The organism is Enterobacter sp. MEB024 (assembly GCF_030209635.1).
In the GTDB taxonomy this organism is placed as follows: domain Bacteria; phylum Pseudomonadota; class Gammaproteobacteria; order Enterobacterales; family Enterobacteriaceae; genus Enterobacter; species Enterobacter ludwigii.
This window is the reverse complement of sequence record NZ_JARVRQ010000014.1, coordinates 45885-64704: the sequence shown is the minus strand read 5'-3', so window position 1 is coordinate 64704 and position 18820 is coordinate 45885. Positions and strand designations below refer to the sequence as shown.

The window sequence follows — 18820 nt, the reverse complement described above, 5'->3', positions numbered from 1 at the left end:
GGCGCGTTTGCCCTACGTTTCAACCTTCGCGAAAGAAACGTGCCGGACGCTCGTCTGACGTTAAATCTGTCGCTAACGTATTGTCTTCACTGTTTGTCTTTTGTTCGCCAGCACCTTCGCGCAGGCGAAACTCTTCATCCTGGGCGGTGGCCTGCTCAACTAATTCCGGATTAATCTCGCGCTTCACCTCCACACCCAGGGAACGAAACGCTTCGGCCTGCGCCAGTAAGTTGCCACGCCCGGAAGAGAGTTTTTTCATCGCCTGGCGATAGTTATCCTGGGCGCGGTCAAGGCTTTGCCCGACCGAGGACATATCATCCACAAAAAGGCGCATTTTGTCGTAAAGCTTGCTGGCGCGATCGGCAATCTGCTGCGCATTACGGCTCTGATGTTCATAGCGCCACAGGTTGGCAATAGTGCGCAATGCCACCAGCAGCGTGGTGGGGCTCACCAGCATAATGTTATTTTTTAGGGCTTCGGTAATCAGTTCAGGCTGTCTGTCGAGCGCCAGCAAGAACGCGGGTTCAACCGGAATAAACATCAGGACGTAATCCAGCGAGCGCAGGCCGGGTAACTGCTGGTAGTCTTTTCTGCCCAGCAGACGAATGTGGTTACGCACGGAGGCGATGTGCTCCTGCAGCGCCGACTCGCGTGTGTAGTCATCTTCCGCATTGAAATAGCGCTCATAAGCCACCAGCGTCATTTTGGCGTCTATCACCACATCTTTGCCCTGCGGGAGCCGCACAATCACATCAGGCTGCATACGCGAGCGGGCATCGTTCTCGATACTCACCTGCGTTTCGTATTCATACCCTTCCCGCAGGCCAGAGGCCTCCAGCACGCGGGTCAGCACCACTTCCCCCCAGTTGCCCTGGGTTTTGTTATCGCCCTTCAGCGCACGGGTCAGGTTGACCGCTTCCTGCGCCATTTGCGCATTCAGCTGCTGAAGATTGCGAATTTCATGCGCCAGCGTGTGCCGCTCGCGAGCCTCCTGCCCAAAGCTGTCCTGTACCTGACGGCGAAAGCCGTCCAGCTGTTCACGCAGGGGCGTTAGCAGGCTATTCAGGCTTTGGCGGTTTTGTTCGTCTACGCGGCGGTTGCTGTGTTCAAAAATGCGGTTCGCGAGGTTCTCGAACTGCTCGCTGAGGCGTTGCTCGCTGTTCATCATCTGGCGGATTTTATCTTCCGCATGCAACTGGGTGGATTCGAGGCGGGTAGTCACTTCGCGGAGATCGGCCTCCAGCGAGGTGTTGATATCGCGAAGATTGCGCAGCTCGTTGTTGAGCAGTTCGCATTCGTCACGCCAGTGTTCGCTCAGCGCAACCTGCTGTTTTGCTGCGCTTAAATCGGCGACTATCTCTTCGCGCTCGGCCAGCTGATCGGCCTTTTGTTGCGCGTGCTGGTAGCTGGAAATCAGCCAGCCTGCCCCCACGCCCACCAGCGCAATCACTGCATAAATCAGGATTGAGATATCCACAATGCCCCCTGCATCAACGTATTACCTGCACAAAATAGAATTGTGCTGTATAAACGTCCAGTTTGAAAGGGTTTTCCTGCGAGGCGCTACGCAAAAAAAAGGCCGAACGGGTCGGCCTTTTTTCGTATAAGAAGGGATTAGATCAGGCGACGCGCTGCTTCAACCACGATTTTCACCGCATGACTTTCGGTCTGCTTCATGGTTTCCGCGTTCGGGATCTCCTGCTGGGTACGGTTGACGATAACGCCCGCCACCATACCGGCACGCAGACCCTGGCTTGCGCACATGGTCAGCAAGGTTGCAGATTCCATTTCGTAGTTCATTACGCCCATAGACTGCCACTCTTCCATAGAACCTTTGAAACGGCTTACCACGCGGCCGGAGAAGGTGTCATAACGCTCCTGGCCTGGGTAGAAGGTATCAGAAGAGGCGGTCACGCCTACGTGGGTGGTTGCGCCAACGGATTTCGCGGCTTCAACCAGTGCGGTGGTGCATTCGAAATCCGCCACCGCCGGGAATTCCATAGGGGCAAAGTGCAGACTCGCGCCGTCCAGACGCACGGAAGCGGTTGTCACCAGCACGTCGCCAACGTTGATATGCGGCTGAATGGCACCGGTAGTCCCGATACGCAGGAAAGTACGAATGCCCAGCTGCGCCAGCTCTTCAACAGCAATTGAGGTGGACGGGCCACCGATACCGGTAGAACAGACGATCACCGCTTTGCCATCCAGCTCAGCGCGCCAGGTGGTGAATTCACGATGGGCAGCAAGCTTAACCGGCTTATCCATCAGCGCGGCGATCTTTTCCACACGCTCAGGATCGCCCGGGACGATAGCCAGCGTAGCCCCTTGTAAATCGTTTTTAGTGAGGCCGAGATGAAAAACATCAGACTTAGACATAGGTGACTCCTCTGTGGGTCGGTTAGTCAGAAGAAGTAAAAAGGTACTTTACAGAAGCAGTAAGCTGAATTACGTGACACATCTCACCATGAATGAAAATGATTGCAGTAAATTTCCATGAAATAGTGATTCACATCACATTAACAAGTTATATCGTCAGGTGCTGCACAAAAGATAGACCGTTTCAGGCACTGTGAATTGTTAACCTGGTGACTATATTTACCTTTGCGCTAACTCATTGGTACGGAGAATGCCATGACTGAAAAAACCGGTTTTGCACCTGCAGCGGCCCCTCATGCATCAACCATCGTCTCAACACCTGAAGAGGCCATTACGGCAGGTGAGACCTCCATCCCCTCGCAGGGGGAGAATATGCCTGCTTACCACGCGCGGCCAAAATCGGCCGACGGCCCGCTGCCCATCGTGATTGTGGTTCAGGAAATTTTCGGCGTTCACGAACATATTCGCGACCTTTGCCGCCGTCTGGCGCTGGAAGGTTATCTGGCCGTTGCGCCAGAGCTCTATTTCCGTCAGGGCGATCCGAACGACTACAGTGATATACCGACGCTGTTCAGCAACCTGGTCAGCAAAGTGCCGGATGCACAGGTACTGGCCGATCTGGACCACGTGGCCAGTTGGGCTGCGCGCAATGGCGGCGACGCACATCGTCTGATGGTGACGGGTTTCTGCTGGGGAGGACGTATCAGCTGGTTGTATGCCGCACATAATCCGCAGCTTAAAGCCGCCGTTGCCTGGTACGGCAAACTGGTGGGGGAGAAAACGCTGAACTCGCCGAAGCATCCCGTTGATATCGCCACCGAGTTAAATGCCCCAGTCTTAGGGCTGTATGGCGGCCAGGACACCGGGATCCCGCTTGATACGGTAGAGACCATGCGCCATGCGCTCCGTGCAGCCAATGCAAAAGCTGAAATCATCGTTTACCCGGATGCCGGCCACGCCTTTAATGCCGACTATCGTCCGAGCTATCACGCGGAATCGGCTAAAGATGGCTGGCAGCGGATGCTGGCATGGTTCAGCCAGTACGGCGGGAAAAAAGCGTAAAACAAAAGCCCGGTCGCGGCTACGCCTTGCCGGGCTTCGGATTTATCAGGCCTGACGCAAATTCTGCGCCGCCCTGACCATGTTCGCGAGTGCCGCGCGGGTCTCCGGCCAGCCGCGGGTTTTCAGTCCGCAGTCCGGGTTGACCCACAGGCGCTCAGCCGGGATCCGCTGGGCGGCTTTTTTCAGCAGGCTCTCAATCCACTCCACGCTCGGTACGTTCGGGGAGTGGATGTCGTAGACACCCGGCCCAATTTCGTTTGGATACTCGAACTCTTCGAAGGACTCCAGCAGTTCCATGTCTGAACGCGACGTTTCGATGGTGATCACGTCGGCATCCAGCGCGGCAATCGAATCCATAATGTCGTTAAATTCGCAGTAACACATGTGGGTGTGGATCTGCGTGTCGTCTTTCGCGACCGCGGCGTTGAGGCGGAAAGCCTCCACACCCCACTTCAGATAAGCATCCCAGTCACTGCGACGCAGCGGCAAACCTTCGCGTAGCGCCGGTTCATCAATCTGGATGATGCCGATACCCGCCGCTTCCAGATCGGCCACTTCATCACGCAGCGCGAGCGCAATCTGTTTGGCGATGGTTTCACGGGTCACATCTTCACGCGGGAAGGACCAGCAGAGGATCGTCACCGGGCCGGTCAGCATCCCTTTCACCGGTTTGTCGGTCAGGGACTGGGCGAATTTTGCCCACTCTACGGTGATCGCTTGCGGGCGGCTGACGTCACCAATCACCACCGGTGGCTTCACACAGCGGGAACCATAGCTCTGCACCCAACCGTTCTGCGTAAAGACGAAACCGTCCAGATGTTCGCCGAAGTATTCCACCATATCGTTACGCTCGGCTTCACCGTGTACCAGCACGTCCAGACCTAAACGTTCCTGCTCAACAATCGCCTGTCTGATGTGCTCAGCGATACCGGTGCGGTAGTGATTCGCATCGAGGTTGCCTTTTTTGAAATCCAGACGCAGGCCGCGGATCTCCGTCGTCTGCGGGAAGGAGCCGATGGTGGTGGTTGGCCACGCTGGCAGGTTGAAGCGGGCACGCTGGGCTTCGGCACGCACCTCATAGGGGCTCTGACGCTGGCTGTCCTGCGCGGTAATGGCCGCCAGACGTTTTTCGACCGCCGGGTTGTGGACGCGTGCCGAATGACGACGCGCCTGAATGGGGGCGCTCCAGTCGGTAATGGCCGTGGTGTCACCGCTATTTAACGCATCACGCAGCAGCGCCAGCTCTTCACATTTTTGCAGCGCAAAGGCAAACCAGCTCTTCACCTCGGGATCAAGGCGGGTTTCCACACTCAGATCGATTGGGCTGTGCAGCAGAGAGCAGGAGGAGGCCACCCACAGCTCACGTTTGCCGACGAGATCTTTAATCTGTGCATATTTCTCGCTCAGATCGGCGCGCCAGACGTTACGGCCATTCACCAGTCCGGCCGAAAGCAACCACTCTTCAGGCAGACGTTTGTGCAGTTCGGCCACGTCATCTTTGCCGTGGACCAGGTCAACATGAAGACCCTGCACCGGCAGCGCAGTAATGGTACTCAGGTTCGGCGTCACGCCTTCAAAATAGGTGGTCAGCAATAGCTTCACCTGACCAGTAAGGGCATCGTAAGCGGGTTTAAACGCTTTCAGCCACGCCTGCGGCAGCTCCAGCACCAGTGCAGGCTCATCAATTTGCACCCACTGAATTCCGCGTTTACCCAGTTCAATCAGCACCTGTTTGTAGACCGGCAGAATATCGTTCAGCAGGCTGAGACGGTCAAACTGCTCGCCTTTCACTTTACCCAGCCACAAATACGTTACCGGCCCCAGCAATACCGGTTTCACCTGGTGGCCCAGCGCCAGCGCTTCATCGACTTCGTCGAGCAACTGGGTCCAGCTCAGTTTGAACTGCTGGCCTTTCACAAATTCCGGCACCATATAGTGATAGTTGGTGTTGAACCACTTGGTCATTTCCGCCGCTGCCGCAGGCTCTCCTGTTGGCGCACGGCCACGGCCAATGCGGAACAGGGTGTCGATATCTACCGATCCATCTTTGTTCTGATGACGAGCCGGCACGTTGCCAAGCAGCAGGCTGGTGGTCAGAACATGGTCGTACCAGGCGAAATCGCCCACGGGCAGCAGGTCAATGCCCGCCTGCTTTTGCTGTTCCCAGTGGCGCGCACGCAGTTCGCGGCCCACTGCCAGCAATTCTTCACGGCCAGAGGTACCTGCCCAGTAACTTTCCTGCGCTTTTTTCAGCTCGCGGCGAAGGCCAACGCGAGGAAAACCGAGAGTGTGATTGCGAATTGTCATGGTGTGTCCCCTGTGAATTTTTCGTATTTAGCCATCCAGATGTTTACACATCCATAATTGGCAGTTACTGTATATTCCTCAAGCGCAAAATGTTCATGGCGAAGTGAAGGACTTTCATGATCGAGATTAAACACCTGAAAACGCTACAAGCGTTGCGAAATTGCGGTTCTCTCGCGGCGGCGGCAGCCACGCTGCACCAGACCCAGTCCGCCCTTTCTCACCAGTTCAGCGATCTGGAACAACGCCTCGGCTTTCGTCTTTTTGTGCGTAAGAGCCAGCCGCTACGCTTTACGCCTCAGGGCGAGATCCTGCTGCAGCTGGCTAATCAGGTGCTGCCGCAAATAGCCAGCGCGCTGCAGTCCTGTAACGAGCCGCAGCAAACCAGACTGCGTATCGCCATTGAGTGTCACAGCTGTATTCAATGGCTGACACCCGCGCTTGAGAACTTCCGCCAGAGGTGGCCGCAGGTGGAGATGGATTTCAAATCCGGCGTGACGTTCGACCCGCAGCCGTCGCTCCAGCAGGGCGAACTGGATCTGGTGATGACCTCAGACATTCTGCCCCGCAGCGGCCTGCACTATTCACCAATGTTTGATTATGAGGTACGTCTGGTGCTGGCTCCGGATCATCCGCTGGCCAGTAAAACGCGTATCACCCCGGAAGATTTAGCCAGTGAAACGCTGCTGATTTACCCGGTACAGCGCAGTCGGCTGGATATCTGGCGTCACTTCCTGCAGCCGGCCGGCATTAGCCCGCAGCTCAAAAGCGTGGATAACACCCTGCTGTTAATTCAGATGGTTGCCGCCAGAATGGGCATCGCGGCGCTGCCACACTGGGTTGTGGAGAGTTTTGAACGCCAGGGTCTGGTTGTCACTAAAACCCTGGGTGAGGGACTATGGAGCCGGCTGTACGCCGCCGTGCGCGATGGCGAGCAGCGTCAGCCGATTACGGAAGCGTTTATTCGCTCTGCGCGGAACCACGCGTGCGATCATCTTCCGTTTGTGCGGAGCGCGGAGCGACCCAACGGCGATGGACCCACAGCGAAGCCAGAATCACTGCTCCCCCAATAAGGAAGCTCGGCCAGTGAGGCTGCTGCTGCCAGATGGCAAGGTTCACCAGCAGCCCTGCAGGCACATGCACGTTGTTCATGATCCCCAGCGTACCGGCGTCTACCTGCGTAGCGCCGTAGTTCCACATGAAGTACCCCAGCCCCGATGCCACCACGCCCAGCCAGACCAGAACGCCCCACTGCAGGGTTGTCGTCGGGAGCTTTTGCGGGTTGCCGAGCATAAACCATGCCGCCACCGCGACGATAGCTGCCCCCATATAGAACCAGGCGAACGCGTTATGCTGTGGCATCGGGCGGGTTTCCATCAGGCGCTTGTACCCGACCATACCGATGGCAAAGCTGAGGTTCGCCAGCTGCACGAACATCAGCCCGGTCCAGAAGTGGTCGCTCACTTTGTCGTAGCGAATAATCGCCGCCCCGATCACCGCCAGCGCCGCGCTCAACAGATATCCCCAGCGCAAACGACGTTTGCTGAGCAGATCGTAAATCAGCGTGATATAGAGCGGCGTAAGCACGGTGAAAAGCAGAAATTCAGAGACAGACAGGTAGACGTAAGCCCGGAAGCTGAACAGGTACATGATGCCGAGCTGCATCGCCCCCACCAGCATGTACAGCAAAATGGTCTTCAGCGATTGCCCGCGTGTACGCAGGAAGGGCAGGAATACCAGCGCCGCCAGCCCCACGCGCATCAGCACCGAGAAGTAGCTGTCGACGTGCCCGGCGAGGTACTCGCCAATCAGGCTAAAAGAGAAGGCCCACAGGATAGTGGTAATAATGAGTAGCGCCACAATGCTTGTCTCTCAGAAAGAAGGACAGGCATTGTAGCGAACTCTTTAGTTGACAACTGAGCAATAAACAATCAAATGAAGATTATTCAAGGAACAGTTTGCGCAGGTATTTTGGTACCGCGTTGTCAGCGTTAGACCCAATCACTTCCAGTTCCGGGTGCAGGTCTTTCAGACGCTGGTGTGCATTCTGCATAATGCAGCCTTTGCCCGCCATAGAGAGCATCTCGGCGTCGTTCATGCCATCACCGAAGGCGATACAGTCTTTCAGTTCGAAGCCCAGACGTTTTGCCACGGCTTCCAGCGCGTGCCCTTTGGAAACTCCCCCGGCCATAACTTCCAGACAGGTCAGGGTCGAGAAACTCACGTTGACGCGGTCACCCCAACGCGCATTAATCGCCTGTTCCAGCGGCAGCAACGCTTCGTGGCTTTCGCAGGTAAAGAACACCTTGCTGATCCCTTCCGGCTCCAGCAGGCCTGGCTCGTACAGGGAATAGTTAAATACCGCTTCCTTGAAGAAACGCATTTCATCCGGGCGATGGCGATTCATGAACCAGTCGTCATCGCGATAAACGTTAGTGATAATGTCCGGGTTGTTATGCACTACGCCGAACAGATCGGCGGCAATGTCGCGATCCAGGTTATGCGTAAAGATCAGGTTGCCATCGGTATCGTGCACGCGCGCGCCGTTGGAGGTGATCATGTACGATTTGATCTCAAGATTATCGCGGATCTGCCCCACGTCCACGTGGTGGCGGCCGGTGGCAAACACGAAGTTCACTCCGCGGGCGGTCAGAAGCTTTAAGGTCTCTTTCGCGTAAGGCGACAGGGTATGGTCGGGCGAAAGCAGCGTGCCATCTAAATCAGATGCAACAACCTGGTACATAGGGATTTCAACCTCTGGTGGTAAAACAACAATCAATTATGCCTGTCGAAAAATTCAACAATGGCGTTTAGCGCGACTGAGCGCATAGCGTCCTTTTCAAAAAGGATCTCATGGTACGCGCCGTTGATGACCAGCGGTTTACCCCCTTCGCAAGGGTGACCGGCGGCAGCGCGGAGTTCACAAAAGCGGTCATGCATGCGGTTATCCACCACACGCTCTTCTTCAGCCTGAATCAGAAGTGTCGGCGTATCATCTTTACCAACACCAGCAAGCACCTGTTCACCGGCAAGGATCCCTTCCCGCACCCAGTGATATGTCGGACCACCGACGCGCAGGCGCGGTTCATCGGCATAAAAACGCAGGTTACGGCGATAACGCTGCCGGCTATGGGTCAATACGTTGAGGGCAAACGGCAGCGCGCGCCAGCGCCCTGTCCCGATGGCATACCCTTCACGAATGCGCTGATGGCCCTCAGCCCAGTCGAGAATATGGCGCACCATCCAGTCCGGAAAACGCATGACGATGCCATACATCGGCGCGGTAAGCGCAATGGCATCACACTGGTGGTCATAGCGCTGTAAAAACAGCGTCGAAATCGCCCCACCCATAGAGTGCGCCAGAATATAGCGCTTACGCCACGGGCCCGGCTGAACTTCCTGCTGCCAGAAGGCGGCAAGATCGTCGACATAATCGCTGAAGTTATCCACATGACCGCGATGCGTGTCCGACAATAAGCGGCCAGAAAGCCCCTGCCCGCGATGGTCGATAATCAACACATCGAAGCCCAGATGGAACAGGTCATAGGCCAGTTCAGCGTATTTGATGTAGCTCTCGATACGTCCCGGACAGACCACGATCACCCGATCGTTTTTCTCATCATGGAAACGCACAAAGCGTACCGGAACATCGCCAACACCCGTAAACTCATCTTCCTCACGCTGACGCCAGAAATCGGTCAGCGGCCCCATAGAGAAAGCAGCAAATGCGTTTTCTCGTGTTTCCCAGTCCTTTTTCTGCTGAAACATCGGGTTTCCACCCCCGTAAGCCAAGGAATATCGTTTTTTCGTCACCGGTCACAAAATGACGTAACAATAGCGTATTGTGGCATAAAAACAGACAATTCGGGAGTTTCAAATGACCTTCGAGTGGTGGTTCGCTTATCTGCTGACATCCATCATCCTTAGCCTTTCCCCAGGTTCAGGCGCCATTAACACCATGACCACCTCCATCAACCACGGCTATCGCGGTGCCGCGGCGTCCATTGCCGGTTTGCAGACCGGTCTGGGCATTCATATCGTGCTGGTGGGCATTGGTCTGGGTACGCTGTTCTCCCGCTCGGTACTGGCCTTTGACGTGCTGAAATGGGCCGGTGCCGCGTACCTGATTTGGCTCGGTATTCAGCAGTGGCGTGCGGCAGGCTCAATTGATCTTAATACGCTCGCCCAGACGCAAACACGCGGACGCCTGTTTAAACGCGCGGTGTTTGTGAACCTGACCAACCCGAAAAGTATTGTTTTCCTTGCCGCGCTGTTCCCGCAGTTTATCGTCCCGCATCAGCCACAGGTTATGCAGTACGTGGTGCTGGGTGCGACCACCATTGTTGTCGATATCATCGTGATGATTGGTTACGCGACGCTGGCGCAGCGGATTGCGGTGTGGATTAAAGGGCCTAAGCAGATGAAGGCCCTGAACAAAGTCTTTGGTTCGCTGTTTATGCTGGTAGGCGCGCTGCTTGCGTCAGCGCGTCATGCTTAGCGAGAAATAATGAGATGAATGCCAAAGCCGGCGAACAACGCGCCGGCGAAGCCGTCAATCCACTTCGCAATACGCTGGTAACCGCGGCGCATCGCCGGTAAGGCAAACAGGCTGGCAACCACGGTAAACCACGCAAAAGTTTCCACCACGATCAGCAGGAAGATGCCCCAACGCGCACCCGCACCCACGTTGTCACCCACAAACAGGGAGAACACGGAGCCGAAATAGATAATCGCTTTTGGGTTCGCCAGGTTGGTGAGCAGCCCTTTAATAAAACTCCGGCCGCCCGTTGCCAGCTCAACTTTCGGCTCTTCCGGCTTTTTCTCTTCTTTCTTCAACGCCCCGCGCAGCATCTGGTAGCCCATCCAGCAAAGGTAAAGCCCCCCGCCAACCATGATGATGTTGTGCAACCAGGCCATCTTCGCCAGAATCAGGTTCAGACCAAGCAGCGCCACGGCCGCCCAGACCATAACGCCCATGGTGATACCCAGCACCCCCATCATCGCTTCTTTGCGGGAGCGGCTGACGGCGGTTTGTGACACGAAGAAAAAGTCAGGGCCCGGGCTCATGAGCGCAACGATGTGCACTAACGCCACGGTAAGAAATAGCATTAACATAATTAACTCGCAGGGAAATAATTAAGTGAGTCACCATCCTGACATTTTTTAGGCTGGCTGACTACTCCTCATCGTCACCGTCGACATGAGCGCGGATAAGCGCCATAAACTCTTTGCCAAAGCGCTCCAGCTTGCGCGTGCCAACACCGTTGACGCTGAGCATTTCGCTGGCGCTGAGCGGCGTCTGCTCTGCCATCTCGATAAGCGTCGCGTCGTTGAAGACCACGTAGGGCGGAATGTTCTCTTCATCAGCAATGGCTTTACGCAGCTTGCGCAGTTTGGCAAACAGCTTGCGATCATAATTGCCGCCGTACGATTTTTGCATCACCCGCGGCTTCAGGGCGACAACGCGCGGAACCGCGAGCTTCAGTTCGATATCCCCGCGGAGCACCGGACGTGCCGCTTCGGTAAGCTGAAGCGCGGAGTGTTGGGCAATGTTTTGCGTGGCAAAGCCCAGGTGAATCAGCTGACGGATGATGCTCACCCAGTGCTCGTGGCTCTGGTCTTTGCCGATACCGTAGACGGGCAGCTTATCGTGTCCCATGTCGCGGATACGCTGGTTATTCGCCCCACGCAACACTTCCACCACGTAGCCCATGCCGAAGCGCTGGTTCACACGATAGATGGTCGAGAGCGCTTTGCGCGCATCCATCAGGCCATCGTATTGCTTTGGTGGGTCAAGACAGATATCGCAGTTGCCGCACGGCTCCTGACGCCCCTCGCCAAAGTAGTTGAGCAGCACCAGACGGCGGCAGGTTTGCGCTTCGGCAAACGCGCCCATCGCGTTGAGCTTGTGGCGTTCGATATCCTGCAGTTGGCCCTGCGGTTTCTCTTCCAGACAACGGCGCAGCCACGCCATGTCGGCCGGATCGTAAAACAGCATGGCTTCTGCAGGCAGTCCATCACGCCCGGCGCGGCCAGTTTCCTGGTAGTACGATTCGATATTGCGCGGAATGTCGAAGTGTACGACGAAGCGCACGTTCGGCTTGTTGATCCCCATTCCGAACGCCACCGTCGCCACCACAATCTGCAGGTCATCGCGCTGGAATTTCTCCTGCACATCGGCGCGAACCGCGTTTTCCAGCCCGGCATGGTAGGCGGCGGCGCTAAAACCACGGTTCTGCAGGCGCGCGGCCGTGTCTTCCACCTTCGCGCGGCTGTTGCAGTAGATGATGCCGGACTTCCCGCGCTGCTCCTGCACGTAGCGCAGAAGCTGATCCAGCGGCTTGAATTTTTCCATCAGCATGTAGCGGATGTTCGGGCGGTCGAAGCTGCTGACCTGAATCAGCGGATCGTTCAGCCCCAGCAGCCGGACGATATCCTGACGCGTGGTGTCATCTGCCGTCGCGGTGAGCGCCATAAACGGCAGTTCGGGAAAACGCTGACGGAGCTGGCCGAGCGCCGCATATTCCGGGCGGAAATCATGTCCCCACTGGGAGATACAGTGGGCTTCATCCACCGCCAGCAGGACCGGATTCCAGTGCGACAGATGATCGAGGAAGTTATCCAGCATCAGACGTTCCGGCGCGATATACAGCAGGCGAACCTGCCCGGTACGGCAACCGGCCATAACCTCTTGCTGCTGCTCGCGGGTCTGGCTGGAGTTAAGACAGGCCGCCGCCACGCCGTTGGCAAGGAGCTGATCGACCTGATCTTTCATCAGGGAAATAAGAGGCGATACCACGACCGTCAAGCCGTTGAGCACCAGCGCAGGCACCTGATAGCAGAGGGATTTACCGCCGCCGGTAGGCATGACCACCAGACAATCGCGGCCTTCCAGCACGGTTTCAATGATGGTTTCCTGGCCAGGGCGGAACTGCTGGTAGCCAAAGGTTTCATGCAAAACCTGTTTAGCCAGCGATTCCTGATTCAATACTTCCGCCTGCGCCACGTTAACCCCATTTGCCAGAAATAAAACAGGCGCTATTTTCAGCGCCTGAGAGAGAAACTTCAACGTTTAACGAAAAAACATTCGAGCTGCCTAGAAAATATCGTTCAGCATCACGCCCACACCTACACGGGTCTGGTTGAAGTTGTAATCGATAAGCGACTCGCCGTAACCGCTGTAAACCTGAGTATAGAGGCGAACGTGCTTGCTCACCGGATAACTGAGGCCCAGTTCCGCACCACCGTAACCGGTGTTCCAGTTGTATTGGCCTTTGGCGCTCAGCACCGCGTCACCCAACTGATAGCCGATTTTGAGCTGATAGTAACCCATATATTTGGTGATATCCGGGTTGTCGTCGGTGTCGCCCACCACGAACCACGGCTTCACTTCCGCCATCCAGTTGCCGTTCTGCGCCATCAGTCGTGTATAGGCACGGTTCCAGCTGCGCGAGGTAGGGTCGGAGCGTCCGTTTGAATCGTGGTTAAAGCCCACCTCAATGTCACGCAGCGTCCAGCCCGCGAATTCATAATCGGTCGCAAAACCGAGGAACAGCTGCGGCTCATAGTTGGTTTCACGGAACGGTGAAGATTCGCCACTGTTGGAAAGCTGCCACCAGGATTTCTGCGTGTAAGAGGCGCCGAGCACCGAATTCGGTCCCAGAATGCCGCGCCAGAACGGGAACGCGAGACTTAACTGGAACTTCACTTCGTCTTTACGCGCATTATCGGACCAGTTATAGGAGCTTATCGCCTCTTTGTTGAGATCGCTGGTCTGCGTGTATATCACGTAGTTGGTGTCATACGGATACAGCGTGAACGGATTATCATGTTCCTGAAGAAGGTTCGCGATAATGCTGCCCTGCACGGCAGGTTGATCGTGAACTTCTTTAATCGTCGCTTCCTGGGCATATGCTGTGAGGGGCAGCGCAACTGCCGCCAGTAACCAGGCCAGATACGTCCGCATCGGTGGTGTTCTCCTGCAAAGAGTTAATTAGTTGAATTGTTATGTGGCGGATATTCTACATACTTCTGCGACAACTGCTGCATCCTCGTTTCTGAAAGTGGAATTCCTTATTGCTGAAGCATAAAATCAACATTTTATTAACAATAAGGATGTGATGCCTCATGTCAGCCATGCTTACCGCCGAAGAAGCGTTAAAACTCGTGGGCGAGATTTTTGTTTACCATATGCCGTTTAACCGTGCACTGGGTCTGGAACTCGAGCGCTACGAAAAAGCGTTTGCCCAGCTCAGCTTCAACAACCAGCCGATGATGGTTGGCAACTGGGCGCAGAGTATTTTGCACGGCGGGGTGATTGCCTCAGCGCTGGATGTGGCGGCGGGCCTGGTCTGTGTGGGCAGTACGCTGACGCGCCATGACACCATCAATGAAGACGAGTTGCGCCAGCGTTTGTCGCGTATGGGCACCATCGATTTACGCGTCGATTACCTGCGTCCCGGGCGCGGAAACCGTTTTACCGCCACCAGCAGCCTGCTGCGCGCGGGGAATAAGGTTGCCGTCGCCCGCGTTGAATTGCATAACGAAGAGCAGGTCTATATCGCCAGCGCAACTGCCACTTATATGGTGGGTTGAAACCCTAAAATCGGGTAAAATTAATTCACTTTTTTGTAACGGATTATCCCGATGGATGCTAAACAAACGCGGCAGGGCGTACTACTCGCCCTTGCCGCTTATTTTATTTGGGGTATCGCACCGGCGTACTTCAAGTTTATCGCTTACGTACCCGCTGACGAGATCCTCACACACCGTGTGATTTGGTCGTTTTTCTTTATGATCGCGCTGATGAGCGTCAGCCGTCAGTGGTCTGGCGTCAAAACGCTGCTGAAAACGCCGAAAAAGGTGTTCCTGCTGGCCCTCTCAGCCGTGCTGATAGGCGGCAACTGGCTGCTCTTTATCTGGGCAGTCAATAACCATCACATGCTCGAAGCGAGCCTGGGCTATTTTATTAATCCCCTGGTCAACATTGTTCTGGGCATGATTTTCCTGGGCGAGCGCTTCCGTCGCATGCAGTGGCTGGCGGTCATCCTCGCTTTTTGCGGCGTGCTGGTCCAACTGTGGACCTTCGGTTCGCTGCCCGTGATCGCTCTGGGCCTGGCGTTCAGCTTTGCGTTTTACGGGCTGGTCCGGAAGAAAATAGCCGTTGAAGCGCAGACCGGGATGCTGTTTGAAACCCTGTGGCTATTGCCGGTCGCGGCGATTTACCTGTTTGGTATTGCCGACAGCGCAACCAGCCATATGGGCAGTAACCCGTTGTCGTTGAATTTGATGCTGATGGCGGCCGGTGTGGTAACCACCATTCCTCTGCTGTGCTTCACCGGCGCCGCAACGCGCCTGCGTCTCTCCACGCTGGGCTTCTTTCAGTACATCGGTCCGACGCTGATGTTCCTGCTGGCAGTGGTGTTTTACGGCGAAGTACCGGGCGCAGATAAGATGGTGACGTTTGCCTTTATCTGGGTGGCGCTGGCGATTTTTGTTGCAGACGCCCTTTATACCCAGCGCAGAACGCGCAAAGGATTGTAAGCGGTAATGAGGCGGGCAGGCACAATGCCACCCGCCTGATGTTTACAGCCAGTTACGGCGCTTGAAGTAGAGGTACGGCGCCAGCCCGGCGAGGATCATAAAGATAATCGCGCCAGGGTAGCCAAAGCTCCACTTAAGCTCCGGCATAAACTCAAAGTTCATCCCGTAGCTCGAGGCCACCAGCGTCGGTGGCAGGAAGACCACCGAGACCACCGAGAAGATCTTGATGATGCGGTTCTGCTCGATATTGATAAAGCCCATCGCCGCCTGCATCAGGAAGTTGACCTTCTGGAACAACGATTCATTGTGCGGCAGCAGGGATTCGATATCGCGCAGGATCTCACGCGCCTGCTCCAGCTGACCGCCCGGCAGACGCGCCTTACGCACCAGGAAGTTCAGCGCGCGCTGGGTATCCATCAGACACAAACGCACCTTCCAGCCGATATCTTCCAGCTCTGCCAGCGTCGAGAGCGCTTCGTCGTATTCATCGCCCTGATGACCTTCCATGATGACGCGGCTCAGCTTTTCCAGGTCGCTGTAGATGTTTTCAATTTCATCCGCCAGCTGTTCGATTTTGGTTTCAAACAGGTCCAGCAGCAGTTCGTAGGCATTGCCGTCGACCATCGCCTGGCTACGGGCGCGCATGCGGTAGAGACGAAACGCGGGCAGCTCACGCTCGCGCAGGGTAAACAGGCGACCGTCACGAATGGTAAACGCCACGGTGGAGTTACCCGCGTGATCGTCGGCGTCTTCAAAGAAGAAGAAGGAGTGAATATGCAGACCGTCTTCATCTTCAAAAAAACGAGCAGATGCTTCGATGTCTTCCAGTTCCGGGCGGGTTGCCAGGCTTTGCCCCAGCTCAGATTGTACGCGAAGGCGCTCATCGTCGTCCGGCTCGACCAGATCCACCCATACGGCATCAATGAGGGGCTGTGACTCTTCGGCTTCAAGCCGAGTCAGTCGGTTATTTTCGAGTTGAAATGCGCTCAACATGACCGGGACTCCCAATGCAAAAAATATCGGACAGTTCGGTGGGCACACAGAAACAAATTGGGTTTCAGACCATTAAACAGCCTGACTCAGCGCGACGGGAATAATGCAGGTCGCTGACAACCACTAAGGCCATCAGCAAGAGGAGATAGCCTTAGGAGTTGTTCCTGGATGACAGGGAATTGAGCCAGTATCTACTGGGTGTGTCCAAGGCGAATGTCCTCTTAGCGTAATCGTGCGCGCATGTTACGCCAGCAGTAATAGTGGCGTCAACACGCAACGGAACGCTGAAGGGCATTAATTGACCTTCAACGTATAAGGCTAGCAGATTATTACAAAATAATGATATTTTTCTGAAAGTTACACAGTTTCCAGCCTGGCGTAGGCTGCCACCAGCCATTTGATACCTTGCCCCTGGAACGCCACCTGCAGGCGGCTGTGCTCGCCGCTACCTTCCAGATTGACGATAGTGCCTTCACCAAACTTAGCATGACGCACGCGCTGACCCAGCTTGTAGCCGGTGTCCGTTTCAGCAATCGGCGAGCCCATACGCTGATGGCTGACCGGGCGGCTGATACTGGCGCGCAGGCGCACCTCTTCCACGCACTCTTCCGGCAGTTCGCCGATAAAGCGCGACGGACGGTGATACACCTCTTTACCGTACAGGCGTCGGGTTTCGGCATAGGTCAGCGTCAGCTTTTGCATCGCGCGCGTCACGCCAACATAGGCCAGACGACGCTCCTCCTCCAGACGCCCACCTTCATCCAGCGACATCTGGCTCGGGAACATCCCCTCTTCCATCCCGACGATAAACACCTGCGGGAACTCCAGACCTTTGGCGGAGTGCAGGGTCATAAGTTGAACCGCATCCTGCCAGGTGTCTGCCTGCCCTTCACCCGCTTCCAGCGCCGCGTGGGAGAGGAACGCCTGCAGCGGCATCAAATCTTCGTCTTCTTCGTTGTAGCTGAACTGGCGCGTTGCCGTCACCAGTTCCTCTAAGTTCTCAATACGGGTCTGGCCCTTTTCGCCTTTCTCCTGCTCATACATGGTGCGCAGGCCGGAGTCTTTAATCACCCGGTCTGTCTGTACGTGCAGAGGCATATCGGCCGTTTCCTGTGCCAGGGCATCAATCAGCTCCAGGAAGCGCTGTAAGGCGCTGGCTGCACGTCCGGCGAGCGCTTTCTCCTGCAACAGCTCGCGGCACGCCTGCCAGAGTGTCAGCTGGCGATCGCGGGAGGCCTGACGCACCACGTCCAGGGTACGGTCACCGATGCCGCGGGTTGGGGTGTTCACCACGCGCTCAAACGCCGCATCGTCATTACGGTTTGCGATCAGACGCAGATACGAGAGCGCGTCTTTGATCTCCTGACGTTCAAAGAAGCGCATGCCGCCGTAAATACGGTACGGCATACTCACCTGCAGCAACGCCTCTTCCAGCACGCGCGACTGGGCGTTGCTGCGATAGAGAATGGCACACTGCTCCAGCGCGCCACCGTTGTCCTGCCAGGTTTTAATACGGTTAACCACAAAGCGCGCTTCATCAAGTTCGTTGAACGCGCAGTAGATAGAGATCGGTTCACCGTCAACGCCATCGGTCCACAGCTTTTTACCCAGACGCCCGTTGTTGTTCTCAATCAGGGCGTTGGCGGCGCTCAGAATGTTGCTGGTCGAACGGTAGTTCTGCTCCAGACGGATGGTCTGAGCACCGGGGAAATCATTGAGGAAGCGCTGAATGTTTTCCACCTGCGCCCCACGCCAGCCATAGATGGACTGATCGTCATCACCGACGATCATCACCTTGCCGGTATCACCGGCCAGCAGGCGGATCCATGCATACTGGATGTTGTTGGTATCCTGGAATTCGTCCACCAGAATATTGGTGAAGCGTTCACGATAGTGCTGCAGGATATGCGGTTTGTTGAGCCACAGCTCATGCGCACGCAGCAGCAGCTCAGCAAAGTCCACCAGACCTGCGCGATCGCACGCCTCCTGATAGGCTTTATAAACGTTCTGCCAGGTTTGCTCGACCGGGTTGCCGAAGCTCTGAATATGGTGCGGACGCAGCCCTTCGTCTTTCTGGCCGTTGATGTACCACATTGCCTGACGCGGCGGCCACTGCTTTTCGTCGAGATTCATCGCCTTGATAAGACGCTTCAGCAGACGCAGCTGATCTTCGCTGTCGAGGATCTGGAAATCCTGCGGCAGGTTAGCGTCCATGTGGTGCGCCCGCAGCAGGCGATGCGCCAGACCGTGGAAAGTACCCACCCACATGCCGCCCTGGCTGGTGCCCATCAGCTGTGCGATTCGGTGGCGCATCTCTGCCGCCGCCTTGTTGGTAAACGTCACCGCCATAATGGAATACGGTGAGCAGTTTTCCACGCTCTGCAGCCACGCAATGCGGTGTACCAGCACGCGTGTCTTACCACTGCCCGCCCCAGCCAGCACCAGCATGTTGGTGCGCGAAGCGGCAACCGCGTCACGCTGTTTGTCATTAAGGCTGTCGAGCAGGTAAGAAACGTCCATTGGCACCGTCACGTAATGTCAG

Annotated in this window: 17 protein-coding genes; 5 read left to right on the top strand and 12 right to left on the bottom strand. The window is 56.0% G+C overall.

All coding sequences use genetic code 11. The annotated features are described in order from the left end of the window. Positions 1-19 precede the first annotated feature (19 nt). Both rmuC and udp read right to left on the bottom strand, forming a co-directional pair. Positions 20-1477 carry a DNA recombination protein RmuC gene (gene rmuC / locus QRN24_RS19700; protein WP_014172116.1) on the bottom strand — a complete coding sequence of 486 codons (1458 nt, stop codon included), beginning with the start codon at positions 1475-1477 and terminating at the stop codon, positions 20-22. A 137-nt stretch (positions 1478-1614) separates the two neighbouring features. Continuing rightward, positions 1615-2376: a uridine phosphorylase gene (gene udp / locus QRN24_RS19695; RefSeq protein WP_003860792.1), complete on the bottom strand. Its 762-nt coding sequence runs from the start codon at positions 2374-2376 to the stop codon at positions 1615-1617. Between the two features lie 255 nt (positions 2377-2631). On the opposite strand from udp, the gene QRN24_RS19690 reads away from it, so the two are divergent. After that, positions 2632-3438: a dienelactone hydrolase family protein gene (locus QRN24_RS19690; RefSeq protein WP_014172118.1), complete on the top strand. Its 807-nt coding sequence runs from the start codon at positions 2632-2634 to the stop codon at positions 3436-3438. Positions 3439-3483: 45 nt separating this feature from the next. Here the strand turns inward: QRN24_RS19690 and metE are convergent, their stop codons facing one another. Continuing rightward, positions 3484-5745 (bottom strand): 5-methyltetrahydropteroyltriglutamate--homocysteine S-methyltransferase, encoded by a 2262-nt coding sequence (metE, locus tag QRN24_RS19685; protein WP_284942976.1) that lies wholly within the window; start codon positions 5743-5745, stop codon positions 3484-3486. Positions 5746-5861: 116 nt separating this feature from the next. On the opposite strand from metE, the gene metR reads away from it, so the two are divergent. Continuing rightward, entirely contained in the window at positions 5862-6815 is a 954-nt protein-coding gene (gene metR, locus QRN24_RS19680; protein ID WP_014172120.1) for an HTH-type transcriptional regulator MetR, read from the top strand. Here metR and QRN24_RS19675 read toward each other — a convergent pair. The 3 genes from QRN24_RS19675 to pldB form a co-directional block, all read right to left on the bottom strand. After that, a complete protein-coding gene (locus QRN24_RS19675) occupies positions 6703-7602 on the bottom strand; it encodes a carboxylate/amino acid/amine transporter (protein ID WP_020882877.1) in 900 nt (299 codons plus the stop codon). The genes metR and QRN24_RS19675 overlap by 113 nt on opposite strands. An 82-nt stretch (positions 7603-7684) precedes the next feature. Then, a complete protein-coding gene (gene yigL, locus QRN24_RS19670) occupies positions 7685-8485 on the bottom strand; it encodes a sugar/pyridoxal phosphate phosphatase YigL (RefSeq protein WP_020882878.1) in 801 nt (266 codons plus the stop codon). A gap of 32 nt (positions 8486-8517) precedes the next feature. Then, a complete protein-coding gene (gene pldB, locus QRN24_RS19665; protein WP_020882879.1) occupies positions 8518-9510 on the bottom strand; it encodes a lysophospholipase L2 in 993 nt (330 codons plus the stop codon). Between the two features lie 109 nt (positions 9511-9619). Here pldB and rhtB point away from each other — a divergent pair, with 109 nt between their 5' ends. Then, on the top strand, positions 9620-10240 hold the full coding sequence (gene rhtB, locus QRN24_RS19660; protein WP_032679213.1) for a homoserine/homoserine lactone efflux protein: 621 nt from the start codon (positions 9620-9622) through the stop codon (positions 10238-10240). Here rhtB and rhtC read toward each other — a convergent pair. From rhtC to pldA, 3 genes are all read right to left on the bottom strand, one after another. After that, positions 10237-10857: a threonine export protein RhtC gene (gene rhtC, locus QRN24_RS19655; RefSeq protein ID WP_014172126.1), complete on the bottom strand. Its 621-nt coding sequence runs from the start codon at positions 10855-10857 to the stop codon at positions 10237-10239. The two genes, rhtB and rhtC, sit on opposite strands and share 4 nt — an antisense overlap. 61 nt (positions 10858-10918) lie before the next feature. After that, positions 10919-12748, bottom strand: coding sequence for an ATP-dependent DNA helicase RecQ (gene recQ / locus QRN24_RS19650; protein WP_025202782.1), 1830 nt, complete (start codon positions 12746-12748; stop codon positions 10919-10921). A gap of 90 nt (positions 12749-12838) precedes the next feature. Further along, positions 12839-13708, bottom strand: a complete 870-nt coding sequence (pldA, locus tag QRN24_RS19645; protein ID WP_020882880.1) for a phospholipase A — start codon at positions 13706-13708, stop codon at positions 12839-12841. 161 nt (positions 13709-13869) lie between these two features. On the opposite strand from pldA, the gene yigI reads away from it, so the two are divergent. Together yigI and rarD are read left to right on the top strand one after the other, a co-directional pair. After that, positions 13870-14337, top strand: a complete 468-nt coding sequence (yigI, locus tag QRN24_RS19640) for an acyl-CoA thioesterase YigI (protein WP_014172129.1) — start codon at positions 13870-13872, stop codon at positions 14335-14337. A 51-nt stretch (positions 14338-14388) separates the two neighbouring features. Continuing rightward, positions 14389-15285, top strand: a complete 897-nt coding sequence (rarD, locus tag QRN24_RS19635; RefSeq protein ID WP_014172130.1) for an EamA family transporter RarD — start codon at positions 14389-14391, stop codon at positions 15283-15285. Positions 15286-15327: 42 nt separating this feature from the next. Here rarD and corA read toward each other — a convergent pair whose 3' ends face one another. The 3 genes from corA to uvrD all read right to left on the bottom strand — a co-directional run bounded on the left by corA (position 15328) and on the right by uvrD (position 18798). Then, positions 15328-16278: a magnesium/cobalt transporter CorA gene (gene corA / locus QRN24_RS19630; protein WP_020882881.1), complete on the bottom strand. Its 951-nt coding sequence runs from the start codon at positions 16276-16278 to the stop codon at positions 15328-15330. Between the two features lie 151 nt (positions 16279-16429). Next, on the bottom strand, positions 16430-16486 hold the full coding sequence (ysgD, locus tag QRN24_RS19625) for a YsgD/CorL family protein (RefSeq protein ID WP_212743980.1): 57 nt from the start codon (positions 16484-16486) through the stop codon (positions 16430-16432). Positions 16487-16635: 149 nt separating this feature from the next. Beyond that, positions 16636-18798 carry a DNA helicase II gene (uvrD, locus tag QRN24_RS19620; RefSeq protein ID WP_020882882.1) on the bottom strand — a complete coding sequence of 721 codons (2163 nt, stop codon included), beginning with the start codon at positions 18796-18798 and terminating at the stop codon, positions 16636-16638. Positions 18799-18820: the final 22 nt, after the last annotated feature.